This window comes from Burkholderia sp. YIM B11467 (assembly GCF_052952715.1).
In genome coordinates, this window is sequence record NZ_JBQVSQ010000004.1 from 327067 (window position 1) to 345106 (window position 18040).

Consider the following 18040-nt stretch of genomic DNA (forward strand, 5'->3'; position numbering starts at 1 on the left):
TCGCCCCGTTACGATCGATCCGGTCGCACGCCCTTCCAAGGAAGCCATCGAGATGAGCACCGCAGACGCAAAGCAGCCCGCCCGCAACCGAACCGGCACGAAAGCAGCGCCGGCGCAGACGGAATCCGCTCCCAAGGCGAGCCTGCCGCGTCACAGCCTGATCGAACTGATCACGCTGCAATGGCAGCACGAGCACAGCGAACTCGACCTGTCGAATTTCCTGATGGCGATCTACTTCATGCGGATCGGCACCCTCGTCGAGCAGTCGTTCGACAAGATGTGCCAGCGCATGTGGGGCATCAGCGGGTCCGACATGCGTGTGCTGCTTGCGCTGCGCCGCAGCGGGCACCCGTATGCGAAACGTCCGACCGATCTGTACCGCGCGCTGCTCGTGACGTCGGGCGCGATCACCAAGAAGATCGACCGCCTCGCGAGCCTCGGGATGGTGGAGCGTCAGCCCGATCCGGGTCACGCCGGCGGGTTCATCGTCCACCTCACCCGGAAGGGGCTCGACGTCGTAGACAAGGCCGTCGTGAAGCTCGCGAACGAATCGTCGATCGCACCGGCGATGGCGCATTTTTCCGATGCCGAGCGCGAAGCCGGCAACGATTTCTGCCTGCGCACGCTCGCGTTGATGGAAGACCTGGTGCTTTCGGACGCCGACGATACGGACAGCGCGCCACCCGCGGCGCGGGCCAAGCCAACGCGTCGCGCGCCGCGCGGCGGCAAGTAAGCGGCGGGCCGGCCGGCGCGTGTAGCGGGATCTATCGGGCACATCAGGCACAATACGCGGCCTCGCCATTCCACCGCGGTCAAACACATGCGCTTCGTCGTCGTCGGAACAAGCGGGTCGGGGAAATCCACATTCTCCAGCGCGCTGGCGGCTGCCGCGGGCTGCCCGTACATCGAACTCGATCAACTCTACTGGGGCCCCGACTGGACAGCCGTGCCGCCCCAGCAGTTCGAGAACGCGGTGCTTGCCGCGACGGCCGGCGACCGCTGGGTCGCCGACGGGAACTACAGCGCCGTGCGCGACGTGCTCTGGTCGAGGGCCACGCACGTCGTCTGGCTCAACTTCGGGCGATGGACGGTGTTCTCCCGCGTGCTCTGGCGCACGGTAAGCCGCGGGCTCATGCGCACCGAGCTTTCGCACGGCAACCGGGAGTCGCTGCGGATGGCGTTCTGCTCCAGAGATTCGGTGCTGCTGTGGTCATACACCACGTTCGACAAGAACCGCGTCAAGTTCGCCACCCTGCGCGACGATCCGAAATTCGCGCATCTGCAGTGGACGGAAATCACCAAGCCATCGCGTACCCGGGCGTTCATCGACATGCATGCCCGCACCGGCGGGTGAATGCGACGCGGTATCCGCGCGCGTGTTCGGTTTGAACATCACGCCACCCTCGTCCGTCGTCCTTGTCGCGGCGAACAGCCATTAAATATCACGTTGCGATATATAAGGATGTCTGACTGAAAGGCCTGGACACCGTGCAATCCACTAGCCGCGGGCACTTGCCGGAACCCATCGCCGGGCGTATGGTTGATTTCTCTATCGCCCTTATCCGGGAGATATCAACATGGCTGCCACACAATCCGCGGCCACGCCCCTCTCCGACGAGGAAGCCCGGCGCCAGTTGCGCCGCGCCGTCATCGCCAGCACGATTGGCACCACGATCGAATGGTATGACTTTTTCCTCTACAGCACGGTCACCGGCCTGGTCTTCGCAAAGCTGTATTTCCCGCAATCCCACCCGCTCGTCGGCACGCTGCAGGCGTTCCTGATCTATGCCGTCGGCTTTGTCGCGCGGCCGGTCGGCGCGGCGATCTTCGGCCATTACGGCGACCGCATCGGACGCAAGGCCACCCTGATCGTGACCCTGTTGCTGATGGGGCTCGCCACGTTCGCCGTGGCCTTCGTGCCGACTTACGCCGCGATCGGCATCTGGGGCGCGGTCATTCTCACGGTGCTGCGTTTCATCCAGGGCGTCGGCGTGGGCGGCGAATGGGGCGGCTCGGTCCTGATGTCGATGGAGTGGGCGCGCACCAATGCACATCGCGGTTTCGTCGCGTCGTGGCCGCAGTTCGGCGTGCCGGCCGGATTGTTCCTCGCCAACCTCGCCGTGCTGGCCATGAGCTGGTTTTCCGGCAGCAGTTTCCTCGCGTGGGGCTGGCGCGTGCCGTTTTTCCTCAGCATCGTGCTGGTCGCGATCGGGCTCTATATCCGCCTGAACATTCTCGAGACGCCGATCTTCGCGAAGCTGCTGGCCGAGCGCCGGATCGAGAAGACGCCGATGCTCGAAGTGTTGCGCAAGCAACCAAGGGATATCGTGCTGTCGGCATTCGCGCGGATGGCCGAACAGGCGCCGTTCTATATCTATACGGCGTTCGTGTTCACTTACGGGATCACGGCGCTGGGCGTGTCGCGCGAACTGCTGCTGACGGCGGTGCTGGTGGCGTCCGTGGTCGAGTTCTTCACCATTCCGCTGTTCGGGCACGTGTCGGATCTGATCGGGCGGCGGCGAATGTACATAATCGGTGCGGCGGTCGTCGGTGTATTCGGATTCCTCTACTTCGCGATGGTCGATACCCGGAACCCGGTCTGGATCTTCGCGGCCATCGTGCTGTCGCTGGTCCCGCATTCGATGATGTACGGGCCGCAGGCCGCCTTGATCGCCGAGTCGTTTACCGGGCGGTTGCGGTATAGCGGCGCGTCGATGGGTTATCAGCTCGCGTCGGTCATTGCCGGTGGCCCGGCACCGCTGATCGCGACGGCACTGTTCGCCTACTACCATTCGGGGTATGCGATCGCGGCGTACGTGCTGGTGTGTGCGGTACTGAGCGTGGTCGCCGCATCGAAGCTCGGGGACTACACGAACAAGGATATTTCGCGGGAATACGACGACGCGCGGGGGTTGGGCGATCACGGGCACGCGCCGCCGGTGACCTGACGAACCGGCCGGCGATCGAGCCGCCGGGAAGGGTATGGGGTGCGCGCCCGTTCGGCGGCACCCCGCTCACTTCTTGTTATCCGCGCGCACGGCGCCCAGCGCTTCGAGCAACGGCCGCAGCGCATCGAGTTCCGCGCCGAAGCCGGCCCAATCCCCCGCCTTCAGGCGCTCGATCGCGCGGTTGTAATGAGCCAGCGCGTCGCGGGCGCGCGCATCCGCTGCGCCGCTCGCTGGCGCCGCCACTGCCACCGGCCCCGTCTCCTTGAAGAGCGCGGCGAGCGCCTCGCTCAGGTTCTCCTCCATCACGACGCGATCGCCGTAGGCCGCGATCACCCGTTTCAGCTCGGGCAATTGGCCGGACGCCGCTCGCAGATAAAGCGGCGAAACGTAGAGGATCGAGTTCTCGATCGGCACGACCACGAGATGGCCGCGGATCACGCGCGAGCCCATCTGGTTCCACAGCGAGATCTGCTGCGAGATTTCCGTGCTCTGCTGGATGCGCGCCTCGATCTGGTACGGCCCGTAGATCAGCTTGTCCTTGGGGAATGCGTAGACGATCAGCTTGCCGTACCCGGGCGGATCGCAACGCGCGGCCAGCCACGCGATCATGTTCTCGCGCTGGCTCGGCACCATCGGCAGCATCAGCACGAAGCCGGCCTGCGCGTCGCCGGGCAGCCGCATGATCGTGTAGTACGGCGCCATCCGCGTGTTCGCGGCGTCGGCGCCGTCGATATCGCCGAGCGCGCGCGGAAACTGCCAGAGGTCCTCGCGGTTATAGAACACTTCCGGCGCGTCCATGTGATACGCGCGGTAGAGGTTCGCCTGGATCAGAAACAGGTCTTCGGGGTAGCGGATATGCCGTTGCAGATCCTGCGGCATCGCGTCGAGCGGCTTGAACATGCCGGGGAAAATGCGCGCGTAGGTCCGCACCAGCGGATCGGACGGATCGCTGACGTAGAAGTCGACCGTGCCGTTGTATGCGTCGACCACCACCTTGACCGCGTTGCGAATGTAGTTGGCGCCGTCGCCGACACCGGGCGGCGCATACGGAAACCAGCGGCTGGTCGTATAGGCGTCCTGCATCCAGAACAGGCGGCCGTTGCTGGCCACGATGTACGGGTCGTGGTCGAGCGCGAGGAACGGCGCGATCGTGCGGATCCGGTCCCGGATGTTGCGGCGAAACAGGATCCTGCTGTCGTTCGTGATGTAGTGCGTCAGCAGGATGTTCGGATCGTCGAACTGCCACGCGAACAGGCTGCGCCGCGCCACGCCGCCGATCGCGACACCGTCGCGCCCGCTGTAGGACGTGTAGACGTTGCTGTCCCCCTTCGGGTAGTCGAACTCGGGCACGCTGCCCTTCACGATCACATAACCCTGCCCGCCTTCGCCGAAGTAAATGCGCGGTTCGCTGATGGCTGGCCCGCCCTCCGCAGCAGGCGGAATGTCACGCAGATAAAGCGACGGCAAGCCTTCCGTGGATTTCTCCGTGACCGGTGACATCACGACGCCGTTGCCGTGGGTGAACAGCAGATGCAGGTTCACCCAGGTTCGCGCATTCTCCGGCAGCATCGTCTGCTCCAGCTCGCGCGCCGACAGCATGACCTGCCGGTAGCCGGAGTCGAGCCGGTAGCGATCGATATCCACGGAGAAGAACTTGTAGTAAGTCCTGATCTCCTGCAACTGTGCATAGGTATCCATCAGCGGCTGCACATCCCACAGGCGGATGTTGTCGACGGTCGCGCGATTGGCCTGCAGCGACGCGAGATTCAGCCCTTCCTCGGCTGCAAACGGTTTGACTTCTATCTGCGCGAGCCCGTAAGCCTGCCGCGTCAGCGCGATGTTGTGCTGGATATAGGGCGTCTCGAGCTGCAGCTCGCTCGGCTTCACGTAGAAGCGCTGGAACAGCGCGGGATAGAGTATGCCGAGCGCAAACGACGTGCCGAACACCAGCAGCACCGCAGCGGCCGGCAGCCGATAGCCGGGCCGGCGCAGGTTGATCAGCATCGCAACGGCCGACGCCGTGGCGAGGCCGACGAGCAGCCACAGCACCGGCAGCATCACGTGGACATCCGTATAACCGGCGCCGACCACGACACCGTTGTTGTCGTAGAGCAGCAGAAAGCGTTCGAGCCACCACGACCACGCCTTCAGCAGGAAGAAGAGCGCCAGTAGCGCCGAACCGTGAACGGCGGCGGCCGACGAAAGCCCCTTCGGCCGCCGCAGAGTGATGTCGCCGCGCAGCCAGTAGACGATGCCTGCGGCGATCGCGCAGCACACGACCACTTGCAGCAGCAGGTTCTTCAGCACGATCCAGACGGGCAGCGCGAACAGATAGAAACCGATGTCCTTGCCGAAGATCGGATCGCGCGCGCCGAACGGTACCTGATGCAGAAAGCGCAGCGCAACGTCCCAGTTCGACATCGCACCGGCGGCGATCGCAAGCCCGAGGAAGGCGGCGCCGGCCGCAATGACCACGCGCCATGGAATGCGCGACGCGACGTCCCTTGCCAGCGCCAGAAGGACTTCCTCCTCGCGCGTCGACGCAGTGTCCTCGACCGGCCAGACATCGACGGGCCCTGCATGACGATGCGCGAGCAACCCCGACGCGCCGATCGCGGCCGCCGCCGCGGCGAACACCGCGACGAACAGCAGCACCCGCGTGGACAGGACCGTCCAGTACACTCCGCCATAACCGATCGACGAGAACCACAGCCAGTCGACCAGGACCCCGGTAATGCGCCCGATGACGATCAGGCAGGCGATGACGATTGCAGCCGCGATCCCATAGCGTTTCAGGCGCGAAACGGACGTTGCTTGCGAGCGCATCGAGGCTCCTTTGCCGGGCCGTCATGCGTGGCCGGCTGCGGCCCGATCGGGGTGTGCCGCCGATCCGTCGGTGAGGATCGCGGCTGGCCGCATGTCTGAATGCTACGCCCGTTGCCGAAACGTCGCTATCCGGCGGCAGGCGCGACGTCGCCGGGGACGATCGATCGCAGCGCAGTGCAGCAAATCCGGTCGCACCCGGTGCGACCGGCAAGCCCGTGCCGACGAGCCGTGACGAACAGGCGTTCGATGCACGGCTCGTCGAACCGACCGCTTACGCCAGCTGCCTCACCTGCTCCAGCGCAATCAGCGTGCACGATTCGGGCGGTTGCGGCGGCAGCGGCACGCCGATGTCCAGCAACGTCGCTCCCGAAAGTTCGGCGCCTTCGCCGGCCATCGCCGCGAACAGGTCGGTCTGTTGCACGAAGTGCGGCGCGACGGGCACATGAAGGAAGCGGACGCGATAAACGACGTCGCGCCGCAGTCCGTCGATGCGCAGCGGCAATGCGTAGCGCGTGTCGTCCTCGTGCAATCGATAGACGGCCAGCAGCGACGACATCCCGTCGTCGGCGACGGCCTGGGTCCACGACAGCGCACTGCCGGCACGCCCCTGCCGCAAGGTTCCGCCGTGCAGGACCGGCCGCCACGTCTTGTACAGCGCAATCCAGCGGCGGGCTTCGTCGAATTCCTCGGCGCTGAGGGTTCGCGGATCGATTTCGAGCCCGAGGTGACCGAAGATCGCGACGGCGGCCCTGAACGCCAACGTATGCCGCCGCCCTGTCGTATGAGAGCGTTCCGCGCCGATGTGCGCGCCCATCACCTCGGGCGGAAAGAAACGCAGGAAGCCGCGCTGGATGCCGATCCGGGTCAACGCATCGTTGCAATCGCTCGTCCAGATCCGCTGAACGTATTCCAGCACGCCATAATCGGCACGCCCGCCGCCGGATGCGCAACTCTCGATCTCCACCGACGGAAACGCGCGGCGCAACCGGTCCAGCAATGCGTAGAACGCACGGATCTGGCGACGGTACGCAGCGAGGCCGTGGTGGCCCGCGGTCGCAAGATCGCGATTCATGTCCCACTTGACGTAAGAGATCGCGTGTTCGTGCAGCAACGCACCGACCTGCTCGAACAGATGCGCTGCCACCTCGGGCTCGGCGAGATCGAGTACCAGCTGGTTGCGCCCCGTCACCCGCGGCCTGCCATCGAGCCGGAGCACCCACTCGGGATGGGCACGATACAGCTCGCTGTCCGGATTGACCATCTCCGGCTCCATCCAGAGCCCGAATTCCATGCCGAGGCCGCGCACGTGCTCGATGAGCGGCGCGAGTCCGCGCGGATACTTGTCGGCATCGGGCCACCAGTCGCCCAGCCCGGCGCGATCGTTGTTGCGTCGATGAAACCAGCCGTCGTCGAGCACGAAGCGCTCGACACCCAGCCGCGCGGCGGCACGGGCCAACTCCTCGAGATCCGCGGGATCATGCTCGCAATACACGGCCTCCCAGGTATTGAGCATGACGGGGCGCGGGCGCATGGGCTGCTGCGGCGCGTTCAGCATGTTTGCGCGAACGAAACGATGGAACCCGGCGCTCAGTCCGTTCAGGCCGCACGCGCTATATGACAGGTAGGCGCACGGCGTGCGATAGCGTTGCCCGGGGCCAAGCACGACTTCCCCCGGGGCCAGCCACTCGCCCAACTGGAGTTGCCGACGGCCGTCGAGCATGGGCTCGATGACGATCGAATGGTTGCCGCTCCATCCCAGATGCGCGCCATAAACCTGGCCTTCGTCGTCCCCGAGCGACGAACCGATCATCACGCCCGGAAACGAATCGTGGGAAGTGCGACCGCGCCGGTTGTCCCGGCGCCACGTTGCGACGCCGAGGCGCTCGCGCGTTTCCTGGAACTCCAGCGTCCAGCGCCCGAAGAAACCCAGTACCTGGTCTGCGTCGGGCGGCAACGGCACCGATGCCGCGGCCAGCCAGTCCACGCGAAACGGCGTCTTGCCGCGGTTCTCCACCTCGGCCCACATCGTCACGACGTCCGACGCCGGATCGATCGCATAACTGAGCGTCACGCCCAGCGCGGCTTGCTCGTCGCTCAGCTGCAGCAACATGCCGTGCGCGTTTCGGCTGACTTCGTCGAGCCGGAATTGCTGCGCCCAGTCGGTGTCGCCGTCCGTCCCCGGACGGGCGCCCGCCAGTGCGGGCTGGTGAAACCAGCCGAACCCGTGGGTCGGCAGGACGGTGAACGGCGGATCGCCGTCGAGCACCGTCGGCGGGTGCGGTCGCGCGCTCGCGGCGCGCCACAAGCCGGCACGTTCATCGGGTTTCGCGCCGAAGTGACGCCATACCGGCGGCATGCCGGACGACTCCTCCACCGCGATGCAGATGTTGGAGCCGTTCAAGCACACCAGTTTCGTATCGAACATAGGTCTTACCCTTTGGTGGCCCCCATCGTGAGGCCGGCAATGAAGTGTTTTTGCTTGAAGAAAAAGATCAGGACAGGCGGAAGGGCCGCCACGATCGACCCGGCCGCGACGAGATGCCATTGAGCGACCCAGATGCCGCTCAGCGTCTTCAGCCCGGCGGTGACCGGCATCGCGTGATCGCCCTGCACCAGCACCGTCGCCCAGAAGTAGTCGTTCCACACGAAGGTGAAGACCAGTACCGAGATCGCCGCCATCGCCGGCCGCACCAGCGGCAGCACGACCTTGTAGAACACCTGGAACTCGGTCGCACCATCCATGCGGGCCGCTTCGATCAGCTCGCGCGGCAGCTCGATGATGAAGTTGCGCATGAAGAACGTGCAGAAGCCGGTATTGAACGCGACATGGAACAGCACGAGGCCCGGCACGGAGTTGTAGAGCCCCAGTTGCAGGCTCATCAGGCGGACCGGAATCATCAGGATCTGGAACGGCACGAAGTTGCCGGCCAGGAACAGGAAAAAGACCGGCAGGTTCAGCCTGAACCGATAGACGCCGAGCGCGAAGCCGGCCATGCAGCTCAGGGCCACCGCGCCGATCACTGCCGGCACCGTGATCAGGCAGGTGTTGACGAGATAGCGCGCAAGCGGCGTATCCGTGAACACGGCGCGATAGTTCTCCACGATGCGCCATTCGGTCGGCCATCCCCAGTAGTTGCCGGCGAAGATGTCGGCGGACCCGCGAATCGACGTCAGCGCAATGGCCAGAAGCGGCAGCAGCCAGACGACGAGCGCGACGGCAAGCACGGCGCGGTACAGCCATTGCGCGGAACGGCCGGCCTGTTCGATCGGTGTGGGAAACATTCAGGCAAGCTCCTTTTCCTGCGTGTAGACGCGAACGATGACGAAGCCGATATAGACGAGCATCAGCAGAAACAGGATCGTCGCGATCGCCGAGCCGTAGCCGACCCGATAGCCGTAATCGCCGAGTGCCTGTTCGACCATGTAATAGGCGAGCACCCGCGACGATCCGTACGGGCCGCCCTGGGTCATGATCGACACCATGTCGAAGCTGCGCAGCGCGCCGACGACCGTCACGACGATCGCCACGAACGTCGCGGAGCGCAACTGGGGCAGCACGACGCGACGCAGCATCGACCAGCCGTGCGCACCTTCGAGGCGGGCTGCCTCGATCAGGTCGGGCCGCACGTTCGACAGGCCCGTCAGATAAAGAATCATGCAGTACGAAATCTGCGGATAGAGCCCGGCGGCAACGATGCCGTAGGTGACGTACCGCTCGTCGGACAGCACGGCCAAGGGAGGGATGCCGAACCAGTGGAGCACGTGGAACAGCAGGCCGTTGGACGGATCGTAGAACCAGCCGAACACGAGCCCGATCACGGCCTGCGAGATCACGAACGGAAAGAAGAACATCGACTTGACGGCGCGCATCCCGAACACGTTCTGATTGAGGAACAGCGCGAAGAACAGGCCGGCGGGAACGGCCAGTAGAAAGCCGACCAGCCAGATGATGTTGTTCCTGAACGCCGTCCAGAAATCGGGGTCCCCGAGGAGCTCGAGGTAGTTGCCCAGGCCGACGAAGCGCGGCGTGCTCAAGCCGTCCCACGCATAGAAGCCGAAGCCGATCGAGCGTGCGATCGGGACGATGACGTAGACGGCGAACAGCACGAGCGCGGGCGCGAGAAAGAGCCAGGGCGCGATCGCGCGCTGATGACGCTCCCAGAACGTGACGCGCGGGGCGCCGACGGATGTGGCAGTGGATTGCACGAAACCTCCGGTGGCGGACGAACGCGATACCGCGTCCGTCCGGGGCACGATTCGATCGTTATTTGTAGACGCGCTGGCGAACCTGCTCCAGCCGGTCGAGCACCTCGCCACGCGAGTCGGGTTTCAGCATGTAGCGCTCGAATCCGTCCATCGCGGCCTGGGTCAGCTCGGGCGCGGCATCCCGGTCGAAGAACTGCGACAGCCCCTGTGCGTTCGCGAGCAGCGCCGCGCCGGCCTTCAGATACGGATCGCTCGGCGGCGGCGCATCCTGGTTGACCGCCAGTTCCTCGGTGCGCTCGCCGTATCTGGCCTGCACGTCCGCGCGCGCCATATAGGCGAGGAAGCGGCGCGCGTCGGCCTTGTTCCGCGCATTCGCGGGGATGTGGATCGACTCGATCGGCGCCTCCTCCGCGCGGGGCACCGCGGGATCGATCGTCGGGAACGGCATGAAGCCCAGCTTGTCCGGGCCGAGGCCAGCCTGCTTCATCGGCGCCACCACGAAGTTGCCCATCAGGTACATCGCGCCCTTGCCTTGCGCGAGCGACGCGGCCGCCTCCTGCCACGTGTAGGACGCGTGATTGGCGAGGAAATAACCCGGCTTCGTCAATTGATCCCAGCGATCGAACACGGCCTTGACGCGCGGGTCCGTCATCGGTACCTTGCCGCTCGTCAGCGCCATGTGGAACGGAAAGCCGTTCACGCGCAGGTCGAGATAGTCGAACCACGCCAGATTCGTCCACGGCTCCTTCGTGCCGATCACGAGCGGCGTGATGCCGTTCGCCTTGAGCTTCGCGCACGCGTCGAGCAATGCCTGCCATGTCTTCGGCGGCTCGATGCCGAACTTCGCGAAGAGGTCCTTCCGGTAATAGATGCCCCACTGGTAATACGTGTACGGGATGCCCCACTTCTTGCCGTCCAGGGTCAGCGCCGGCGCCGCCGACTTCAGCTTGGCGTCGAGATTGCCCTTCGCCCACAGATCGGACACATCCTCGAAAAGCTTCGCGCGCACGAACGGCTCCATCTTGTGCCCCGGATACCAGTTCACGACATCGGGCGCGTCGGCGGTCAGGAAATTCCGGATCGCCGTCTTGTACGCATCGTGGTCGAAGCGGTTGACCTTGACCTGCACGTCGGGATTCTCGGCCTTGAAGCCGTCCACCGCGGCGTCGAACGCGGCCTTCACCGCGACGTCGGACGTATCGGTATTGATGACGAGGGGGGCGGCGCCGGCATGCAATGCGGCCGTGGCCGCCAAGGTGCACAACGCCGTCTTCAACACGTTCCTGCGGGTATTCATGGGGATCTCCTCCTTGTGGTTCGCGGCGGCGTGGCGCCGCTCGTATCGTTGCGTTGGTTGCTTGCGGTTCACGCGTACGAGGCCAGCAGCGGCGCTTCCTCGTCGATGCAGCGCCGCAGTGCCTGCCCGCTGCGGTCGAACGCGTGCAACTTGTCGGCCGGCATGAACAGCGAAAGACGGTGGCCCGCACCGACGTTCGTCGTGCCGGGCAGCTTCGCGATCCATTGCTGCCCCGCGTCGTCGCCGTGCAGATAGACGTAGGTCGCTTCGCCGAGCCGCTCCTGCCAGGTCGCCTCGCGCACGAGATGCTGCTTCTCGCCGCCGAGCGCGAAATCCTCCGGGCGAATGCCGAGCGTGAGCGGTTCGCCCGGGCTCAAGCGGCGGGCATCGACGCAGGCCGACAGCACTTCGCCGCTCGCGAGACGCACGCGAGCCTGACGCTCGCCGGCGTCGACCAGCACGGCGTCGATGAAATTCATCTTCGGCGAACCGATGAACCCGGCGACGAAGCGATTGCGCGGATGGTGATAGAGCTCGAGCGGCGATCCGGCCTGCGCGAGACTGCCGTGCTGACGCGTCGCATCGCCCGAATTGAGCAGCACGACGCGGTCGGCGAGCGTCATCGCCTCGACCTGGTCGTGCGTCACGTAGATCGTCGATACCCGGCCGATCTCGCGGTGAATGCGCGCAATCTCGTGGCGCGTCTGCACGCGCAACGCTGCGTCGAGATTGGACAGCGGTTCGTCGAACAGGAAGACGCCGGGCTCGCGCACGATCGCGCGTCCGATCGCGACACGCTGCCGCTGGCCACCCGACAGCGCCCGCGGCTTGCGATCGAGCAGGTGCTCGATCTGCAGCGCGCGTGCCGCCCCGAGCACCTTGTCGCGAATCGTCGCCTTGTCGACGCGCGCCAGCGTCAGGCCGAACGACAGGTTTTCATAGACGGTCATGTGCGGAAACAGCGCGTAGCTCTGGAACACCATCGACACGCCGCGCCGCGCGGGCGGCACCTCGTTGATCCGCCGGTTGCCGATGAAGATCTCCCCGTCGGTGATGTCCTCGAGCCCGGCGATCATGCGCAGCAACGTCGATTTCCCGCAGCCCGATGCCCCCAGGAAGACGCAGAACTCGCCTTCGGCGATGTCGAGATCGACATCCCGCACGATCGGCAGACCGCTGCCGTATGCCTTCGACACGCCTCTCAGTACTACGCTTGCCATGCCAGTCTCCACGTGAATGTCTGGTTCGGATGCATGCCGCGTGCCTATTTCGAAACCTGTACGACCGCGGTGCCTTGCGGGGCGACCGTCACGTCGACGTAGGTATAGGTCGGTCCGCCGCTGCCTTCCGGCTGTTCGGTGTTCGCCGCGCGCGCCACGCCGTTGACGACGACGCTCGGGTAGACGCCCGCGAATCGCGCATGCCATGCATAGGACGTCCCGCCCGCCGGGTTCTCGTTGGCGAGCGTGCTGCGCGTGGCGCCGTCATGTCGTACGGTGACTTTCCCCGCGCCGATCGGGATGTGCGAGACCTGCAGCCAGGCCATGCCGGTGGCCGGCAGTTGCGGCGTCGTGGTCAGCTTGCCGGCCGACGCGTCAGGCTCGACGCCAAGCAGCCCGGCAATGGCCTGTCCGACGAGCGTGAACGACACCTCCGGATAGTCTCCGTTGACGAAGTTGTTGCCGTAACCGCCGTGGACGTCGTTGATGCGGTTGTACACGTATTGCATCCACGCCCACGCGGTGGTGCCGTCGTGAACCGCGAAGAATGCATCCGGCAGATAGGTCACGGCTTCGAGGTTGGCGGGTGCCTGGCCAAGCGCGGTGGTGTTGAGCCATCCCATGTACTGGTCGCGGCGCGTGCCCGGGTTCATGATCCCCTTCATCGGCGGGAACCAGCTCATCTCGCCGCCCCACGCGATCGACTTGACCGCCGATGCGTCGTAGGAGCGCACCACATCGGTCGAGTCGGTGGACGACACCACGCTCCACGGCGCGTTGTAATAGGTCTTCAGGTCGCCGGCCCGGGTCGCATAGGTGTTCGCCGTCGTCGTATCGCCGGCCGCCGTCGCAAGCTGCTGCATCGCGACGTACGCGCGGTACTGGCTGGACAGCGCGTCGGCCGCCTCGACCGGATTGCCCGGTGCGCCTTCGTTGTAGCTCGCCACGCCGGCCCAGATGTCGGCGCCGCTTTCCTGCGCGACCTTGACCTGCCGGCCGTTGGCCGTGCCGTCGACGAGCGGACCGTAGTGCGTGTCGACGAACGCACCCGCCGTGTTCGTGACGAACGCATAGAACGGCCCGCCCGATGCCGCGTAATCGGCGTCGCCGGTCCAGCGGTAGCCGTCCGCGATACGCTGCGCGAGCTCGAACGGTGCCGGCAGCTCCCGCACGAACGCCGTATCGCTCGAATAGTCGGTGAGGCCGATGGAGCCGTCGAAGTTCAGTGCCCACACCGGGTAGCCGCCGCGCGCCGTGTTCGCGGTCGCGGCGAACGCGGCCAGCATCGCCTTGTTCTGCGCGTCCAGCCCCAGCATGTGCGCACCGACGAACTGATGCGCGAAATCGCGCGCGTAGTAGTAGGAGCGGAATGGATAGCCGGCCCAGTAGGACGGCGCGTAGGTCGCGACGCCCTGCCCGCTCGGATGCGATTCGTCCTGGTTGGTCACGCCGGTCGTGCAGGCCAAACGCGTCCACGAATTCGCCTTGACCTTTGCCCAGTTGAACAGCGCGACGACGGCCGTGTTGTCCGACGACAGTTGCGGATCGTTGGGGGCGGAAGGGACGACCTCGATATCGTCGACATTGATCCACGCGCGCCCGCTCGACGACGTGAAAACGATCGTCACGGCCTGATTCGCGGCCACGGCAACATGCGGGAGGGTGTACTTGATGTAGTTCGAATTCGCGATCGTCGACGGCAGCGTGACGCTTTGAACGGTCTGGCCGGCCACCTGAACGGAGAAGGTGCCCCCCGTGCCGTTCGCGGACGTGGCGATCCAGGCGGAGAGATCGAAGTTGCCCGCGACAGGCGCCGTCACGGTCTGGGACACCGAGTAGCCGTCCCCGCCGTTCAGGAATGCCGCGCGCCCACCGCCATGCGGATTGTTCGACGCACATCCGGCGCCGGACGTGACCGTCCACGACGCCGGGCACGCATAACCGGTTGCCCCCGCGGATTCGAAACCCGGATCGCCGAACTGCAGGCTCTGAAAGTTGGCCGGGCATACGGCGTGCGCCAATCCGGCGCTTTGGAGAATGGCCGCACACAGCATCGCCGCGTGGATTTTGCGCTGCGCGAGCGCACCTTTCCGATTGTCTCGTCTCATGATTTTTCCAATCCTTTTTTATGTTCGCATTCCTGATTACTTGCCCGGCATTCTCCGTACGCTTCCCGCCTCGTATTGCTTGTCCGTCGATTGCTTGTGTCGTGCCCGACGATCGCTCGCCGGGCGCATCCGTGACGTGACGACGTGGTCTTTGTCGCGCGGCGTGCGCGCTGCTACGTCTTCCGGTTCGCGCCGCAGGATTGCCGGACGATCAGTGGCGCGAGATCGCGGGTATGCAGCCCGTCGGGCGAATCGCCGGAAATGATGCCGAGCAGCGTGGCCGCCGCGTCGCGACCCTCCTGGAACGGTTCGGTGCGGACGGTCGTCAGCGCGGGCGTCGCGAACGCCGCCAGCGGAATGTCGTCGTAGCCGACGATCGCGATGTCCTCCGGAATGCGCAACCCGGCTTCGCGAATCGCCGCCATCGCGCCGAACGCGATCGTGTCGTTTCCGGCGAACAGCGCCGTCATGCGCGGCGAACCGGCGAGCATGGCGCGCATTGCGTCATAACCGCTCTGCGAACTGTAGTCGGCGAAGGCGATCCATTCGGGTCGCACGTCCACGTGATGCGTTGCCATCGCTTGCCGGAAACCGTCCAGACGATCGCGAACGACCTGATAGTCCTCCGACGCAAAGCCGATATGCGCGATCCGCTCGTGACCGAGCCCCAGCAGGTGTTCCGTTGCCTGCTGCGCGGCCGCGCGGTTGTCGACGCCGATCGCACACACGGTACGCTGCTCGGCCAGGTTCGAACCGAACACGACGAGCGGGAACCCCTTCTCGGCCAGCTCATGCAGGTGTCCTTCGTCGAGACGTCGCGGATTCAGGACGGCCAGTCCGTCGATGCGCCCGCTGTCCACGAGATCGAGGAACGCGCCGGGGCGGTCGGTCTCTTGCACGGGTTCGAGCATGACCTTGTAGCCGTGCGCATGGCACGCGACGCTGAGGCCGGCGAGAAAGCGCGGAAGATAGGCGTCGACGTCGACATGCACGTGATCGCCATGCGGCATCAGAAGCGCGATCGTTTTCGTGGAGCCGCTGGCGAGCGATCGGGCCATCGCGTTCGGCACATAACCGAGTTGCCGCGCGGCCATCATCACGCGCTCGCGCGTTTCCTCGCTGATCCCCATGCCGGTTACGCCATTCAGCACGAACGACACCGTCGTGCGCGACACGCCGGCAAGCTGGGCGACCTGGGTACTGGTTACGCGACTCACGACGCCATACTCCTAATTCGATTTAGTTACAGACTGGAAGGCTGGCGCAGGCAACCCCGCCCCAGGTTGATCGTCGACCCCAATATACCCGAGGCAACCAGCACCCTCGTCGCAGTGCGCTAAACCACCATCTAACGCGGTTTAGTATAGAGACGGCACGCAACAGGTCAAGGAAACGAAATTGAGTGAATACCCTTAGGCCGGCGCATGACTGCCGCGCCGGTCAGCCGACGCGGCGTGCGCATGCGCCGTGCATCCGCACGCGCTCCGGACCGCTTCAGGAGGACAGCGTGACCGCCATTTTCGTCACGCTCCAGTTCGGATCGCCGGTGCTCATCCAGATCCCCGAGCCGTCGCTGCCGCCGCAGGTCGGCACCCCGTTCGAATCGGATGTCAGCGCGTAGTACCCCGTCGATTGCGTGCCATTGGACCAGGTCTGCACGACCTTGCATTGCGTATTGCTGCCCTTCGACGGGAACTTCACGAGCCAGTGGAATCCGCTGACCGGCTGGGCGACGGGATCGGAATCGTAGGTGAAATCCGTCTCGATCGTGCCGTTCGCCGTCATCGTCTGCGCAATGCCCGCCTTGACCGTGATCGTGTTGCCCGCGTCATGGAAGTACAACGGGATGTTGTTGACGGCGACGCTGTTGCCGGCCTGGAACGACGACGGCAATCGGGCGAGCGTGACGAGCTTCTTGTTGGGTGCATCGAAATCGAGACCCAGCACCTTCGTGATCACGTCGGAGATCATTGCGAACGCAACTTCGGGATAGCCCGTGACGCCTGCACCGGATTCCCACGACGCCAGCCGCGTCAGCCATTTCCATGCCGTATCCGGCTGGTTCGCGTTGTAGAACGCCGTCGGCAGATAGGTATGCGACTCGATGCCCGGGTACGAGAGGCCGTGTGCTTGATAGAGCGCTTCCGACTGGCTGTCGACGTAGTTCGCCTGGTTCGTCAGTTTCCCCGCATCGGTAATCACGCCCTTGTAGAGCGGGAAGAGATTGGGTTCCTGCGCGTAATAGTCGTAATACTGCAGGCTCTGGTAATTCGACGCGTTGTAGGTCGTGCTCGTGGTGCCGACGAGCCCCACCGAGAAATGCTGCACGGCAGGCAGATACCAGTCGCCGTTGAAACTCGTCGACAGCGTGCCGAATCGGTTCGTCACGTTGGTCGCGTCGCCTTGCGCGAGCAGCGACGGATACGCGGAAATCTCGCGGTAATAGGCAATCTCGCTTGCCGCCATATCGCCGCCCAGCAGGATGACGAGATTGCTCGGGAGGTTGTTGCCGCGGTCATGCACGAATTCGTTGTAGGTCGCCGCCTCGCCGTTCGTCTGGGCCCGTGCCATCCGGAAACCCTCGGCGTTGACGTAGCTGTTGTTGCTGACGTTGGTAAAGCCGTTGTTCAGGTTGTTCGTATAGTTCGTGAAATCCGCACCCAGATAGCGGCTGTCCGCGGTCAACCGGTACATCCTCGCAATGTTCTCGCCGATCTCGAACGGCGCCGGCGATTCGTCGTTCTGCTCGTACACCGTGCCGTTCGCGCCGATGGCCCAGTAAGGCGCCATCGCGCCGCCGTTGTCGTGCATCAGCTTCACGAAGTGATCGGCCATCTGGTAGTTCTGTTCGTAGAAGCCGAGGTAGTACGCGCCCGTCGCCTGATGGACATAGTCCCGCGAATAGTAGGCGCAACGATTCTGCAGACCCGCGAGATAACCCGGCTGCAGATCCTGGGCCGACGACGGGCAACGCACGTCGCTCGATGCGCTCGGCCAGCCGAGGCCGGCCGGCTGCGGCGTGCTGAAGAAGCTCCAGTTGTCGGCCACGAAGTTCAGCTTGCGGGCTTCGACGACCGCCTGGTTGAATGCCGTGGCCAATGCAGCGGCGGAATTCGCGGAATCGGAACTGCTGGCATGCGCCGTCAGTTCGCCATTGTCGACCGCAACCGCGGCATTCAGCGCCGCGACGGAACGCGCAACCGGATTGTCCGATTGCCCGTTGCATCCGAACAGGAACACGCTCGCGGCAACGGCCGCCAGCACGCGCAGCCGATGGGGCGCGGTTCCGCCATCGGCGCCCGGACCGCTTGCAAAGCGCTTGAGATTCATGCGCGCACCCGCGCGCCCCGTTGAACGGACATCCATCGTGAGTCTCCTTGCGTAGTTGACAAGCGCAATCCGGCGCTCGCGGTACGGCTCACCTTCTCCTCCGCT

Annotated in this window: 12 protein-coding genes; 3 read left to right on the forward strand and 9 right to left on the reverse strand. The window is 65.0% G+C overall.

Annotated elements, in window-relative coordinates; translation table 11 throughout:
* Nucleotides 1–52 precede the first annotated feature (52 nt).
* The 3 genes from ACTRWB_RS16675 (at nt 53) to ACTRWB_RS16685 (ending at nt 2948) form a co-directional block, all read left to right on the forward strand.
* Nucleotides 53–733 (forward strand): MarR family winged helix-turn-helix transcriptional regulator, encoded by a 681-nt coding sequence (locus tag ACTRWB_RS16675; RefSeq protein WP_446902535.1) that lies wholly within the window; start codon nt 53–55, stop codon nt 731–733.
* An 87-nt stretch (nt 734–820) separates the two neighbouring features.
* Complete coding sequence (locus ACTRWB_RS16680; RefSeq protein WP_446902536.1) at nt 821–1354, forward strand: toxin; 534 nt, start codon at nt 821–823, stop codon at nt 1352–1354.
* 223 nt (nt 1355–1577) lie between these two features.
* A complete protein-coding gene (locus ACTRWB_RS16685; RefSeq protein WP_193102708.1) occupies nt 1578–2948 on the forward strand; it encodes an MFS transporter in 1371 nt (456 codons plus the stop codon).
* Between the two features lie 66 nt (nt 2949–3014).
* Here ACTRWB_RS16685 and ACTRWB_RS16690 read toward each other — a convergent pair whose 3' ends face one another.
* The 9 genes from ACTRWB_RS16690 to ACTRWB_RS16730 form a co-directional block, all read right to left on the reverse strand.
* Nucleotides 3015–5774, reverse strand: a complete 2760-nt coding sequence (locus ACTRWB_RS16690) for a UPF0182 family membrane protein (RefSeq protein WP_446902537.1) — start codon at nt 5772–5774, stop codon at nt 3015–3017.
* A gap of 271 nt (nt 5775–6045) precedes the next feature.
* A complete protein-coding gene (locus ACTRWB_RS16695; RefSeq protein WP_446902764.1) occupies nt 6046–8319 on the reverse strand; it encodes an alpha-galactosidase in 2274 nt (757 codons plus the stop codon).
* Nucleotides 8205–9056, reverse strand: coding sequence for a carbohydrate ABC transporter permease (locus tag ACTRWB_RS16700; RefSeq protein ID WP_446902538.1), 852 nt, complete (start codon nt 9054–9056; stop codon nt 8205–8207). The genes ACTRWB_RS16695 and ACTRWB_RS16700 overlap by 115 nt, the downstream gene beginning before the upstream one ends.
* Nucleotides 9057–9980, reverse strand: a complete 924-nt coding sequence (locus ACTRWB_RS16705; protein WP_446902539.1) for a carbohydrate ABC transporter permease — start codon at nt 9978–9980, stop codon at nt 9057–9059.
* Between the two features lie 58 nt (nt 9981–10038).
* Entirely contained in the window at nt 10039–11277 is a 1239-nt protein-coding gene (locus tag ACTRWB_RS16710) for an ABC transporter substrate-binding protein (RefSeq protein WP_446902540.1), read from the reverse strand.
* 68 nt (nt 11278–11345) lie between these two features.
* Nucleotides 11346–12497: an ABC transporter ATP-binding protein gene (locus tag ACTRWB_RS16715; protein WP_446902541.1), complete on the reverse strand. Its 1152-nt coding sequence runs from the start codon at nt 12495–12497 to the stop codon at nt 11346–11348.
* Between the two features lie 44 nt (nt 12498–12541).
* Nucleotides 12542–14605: a hypothetical protein gene (locus ACTRWB_RS16720; protein WP_446902542.1), complete on the reverse strand. Its 2064-nt coding sequence runs from the start codon at nt 14603–14605 to the stop codon at nt 12542–12544.
* Between the two features lie 173 nt (nt 14606–14778).
* The gene (locus tag ACTRWB_RS16725) at nt 14779–15822 is read right to left on the reverse strand and encodes a LacI family DNA-binding transcriptional regulator (RefSeq protein WP_446902543.1); all 1044 of its coding nucleotides are present in this window, start codon (nt 15820–15822) and stop codon (nt 14779–14781) included.
* 277 nt (nt 15823–16099) lie between these two features.
* Entirely contained in the window at nt 16100–17971 is a 1872-nt protein-coding gene (locus ACTRWB_RS16730) for a hypothetical protein (RefSeq protein ID WP_446902544.1), read from the reverse strand.
* Between the last annotated feature and the right edge of the window lie 69 nt (nt 17972–18040).

Excerpts from the sequence above, each read along its gene's own strand:
- ACTRWB_RS16675 (WP_446902535.1), top strand. The coding sequence starts at position 53 with ATGAGCACCGCAGACGCAAAGCAGCCCGCCCGCAACCGAACCGGCACG.
- ACTRWB_RS16680 (WP_446902536.1), top strand. The coding sequence starts at position 821 with ATGCGCTTCGTCGTCGTCGGAACAAGCGGGTCGGGGAAATCCACATTC.
- ACTRWB_RS16685 (WP_193102708.1), top strand. The coding sequence starts at position 1,578 with ATGGCTGCCACACAATCCGCGGCCACGCCCCTCTCCGACGAGGAAGCC.
- ACTRWB_RS16690 (WP_446902537.1), bottom strand. The coding sequence starts at position 5,774 with ATGCGCTCGCAAGCAACGTCCGTTTCGCGCCTGAAACGCTATGGGATC.
- ACTRWB_RS16695 (WP_446902764.1), bottom strand. The coding sequence starts at position 8,319 with ATGGCATCTCGTCGCGGCCGGGTCGATCGTGGCGGCCCTTCCGCCTGT.
- ACTRWB_RS16700 (WP_446902538.1), bottom strand. The coding sequence starts at position 9,056 with ATGTTTCCCACACCGATCGAACAGGCCGGCCGTTCCGCGCAATGGCTG.
- ACTRWB_RS16710 (WP_446902540.1), bottom strand. The coding sequence starts at position 11,277 with ATGAATACCCGCAGGAACGTGTTGAAGACGGCGTTGTGCACCTTGGCG.
- ACTRWB_RS16715 (WP_446902541.1), bottom strand. The coding sequence starts at position 12,497 with ATGGCAAGCGTAGTACTGAGAGGCGTGTCGAAGGCATACGGCAGCGGT.
- ACTRWB_RS16720 (WP_446902542.1), bottom strand. The coding sequence starts at position 14,605 with ATGAGACGAGACAATCGGAAAGGTGCGCTCGCGCAGCGCAAAATCCAC.
- ACTRWB_RS16730 (WP_446902544.1), bottom strand. The coding sequence starts at position 17,971 with ATGGATGTCCGTTCAACGGGGCGCGCGGGTGCGCGCATGAATCTCAAG.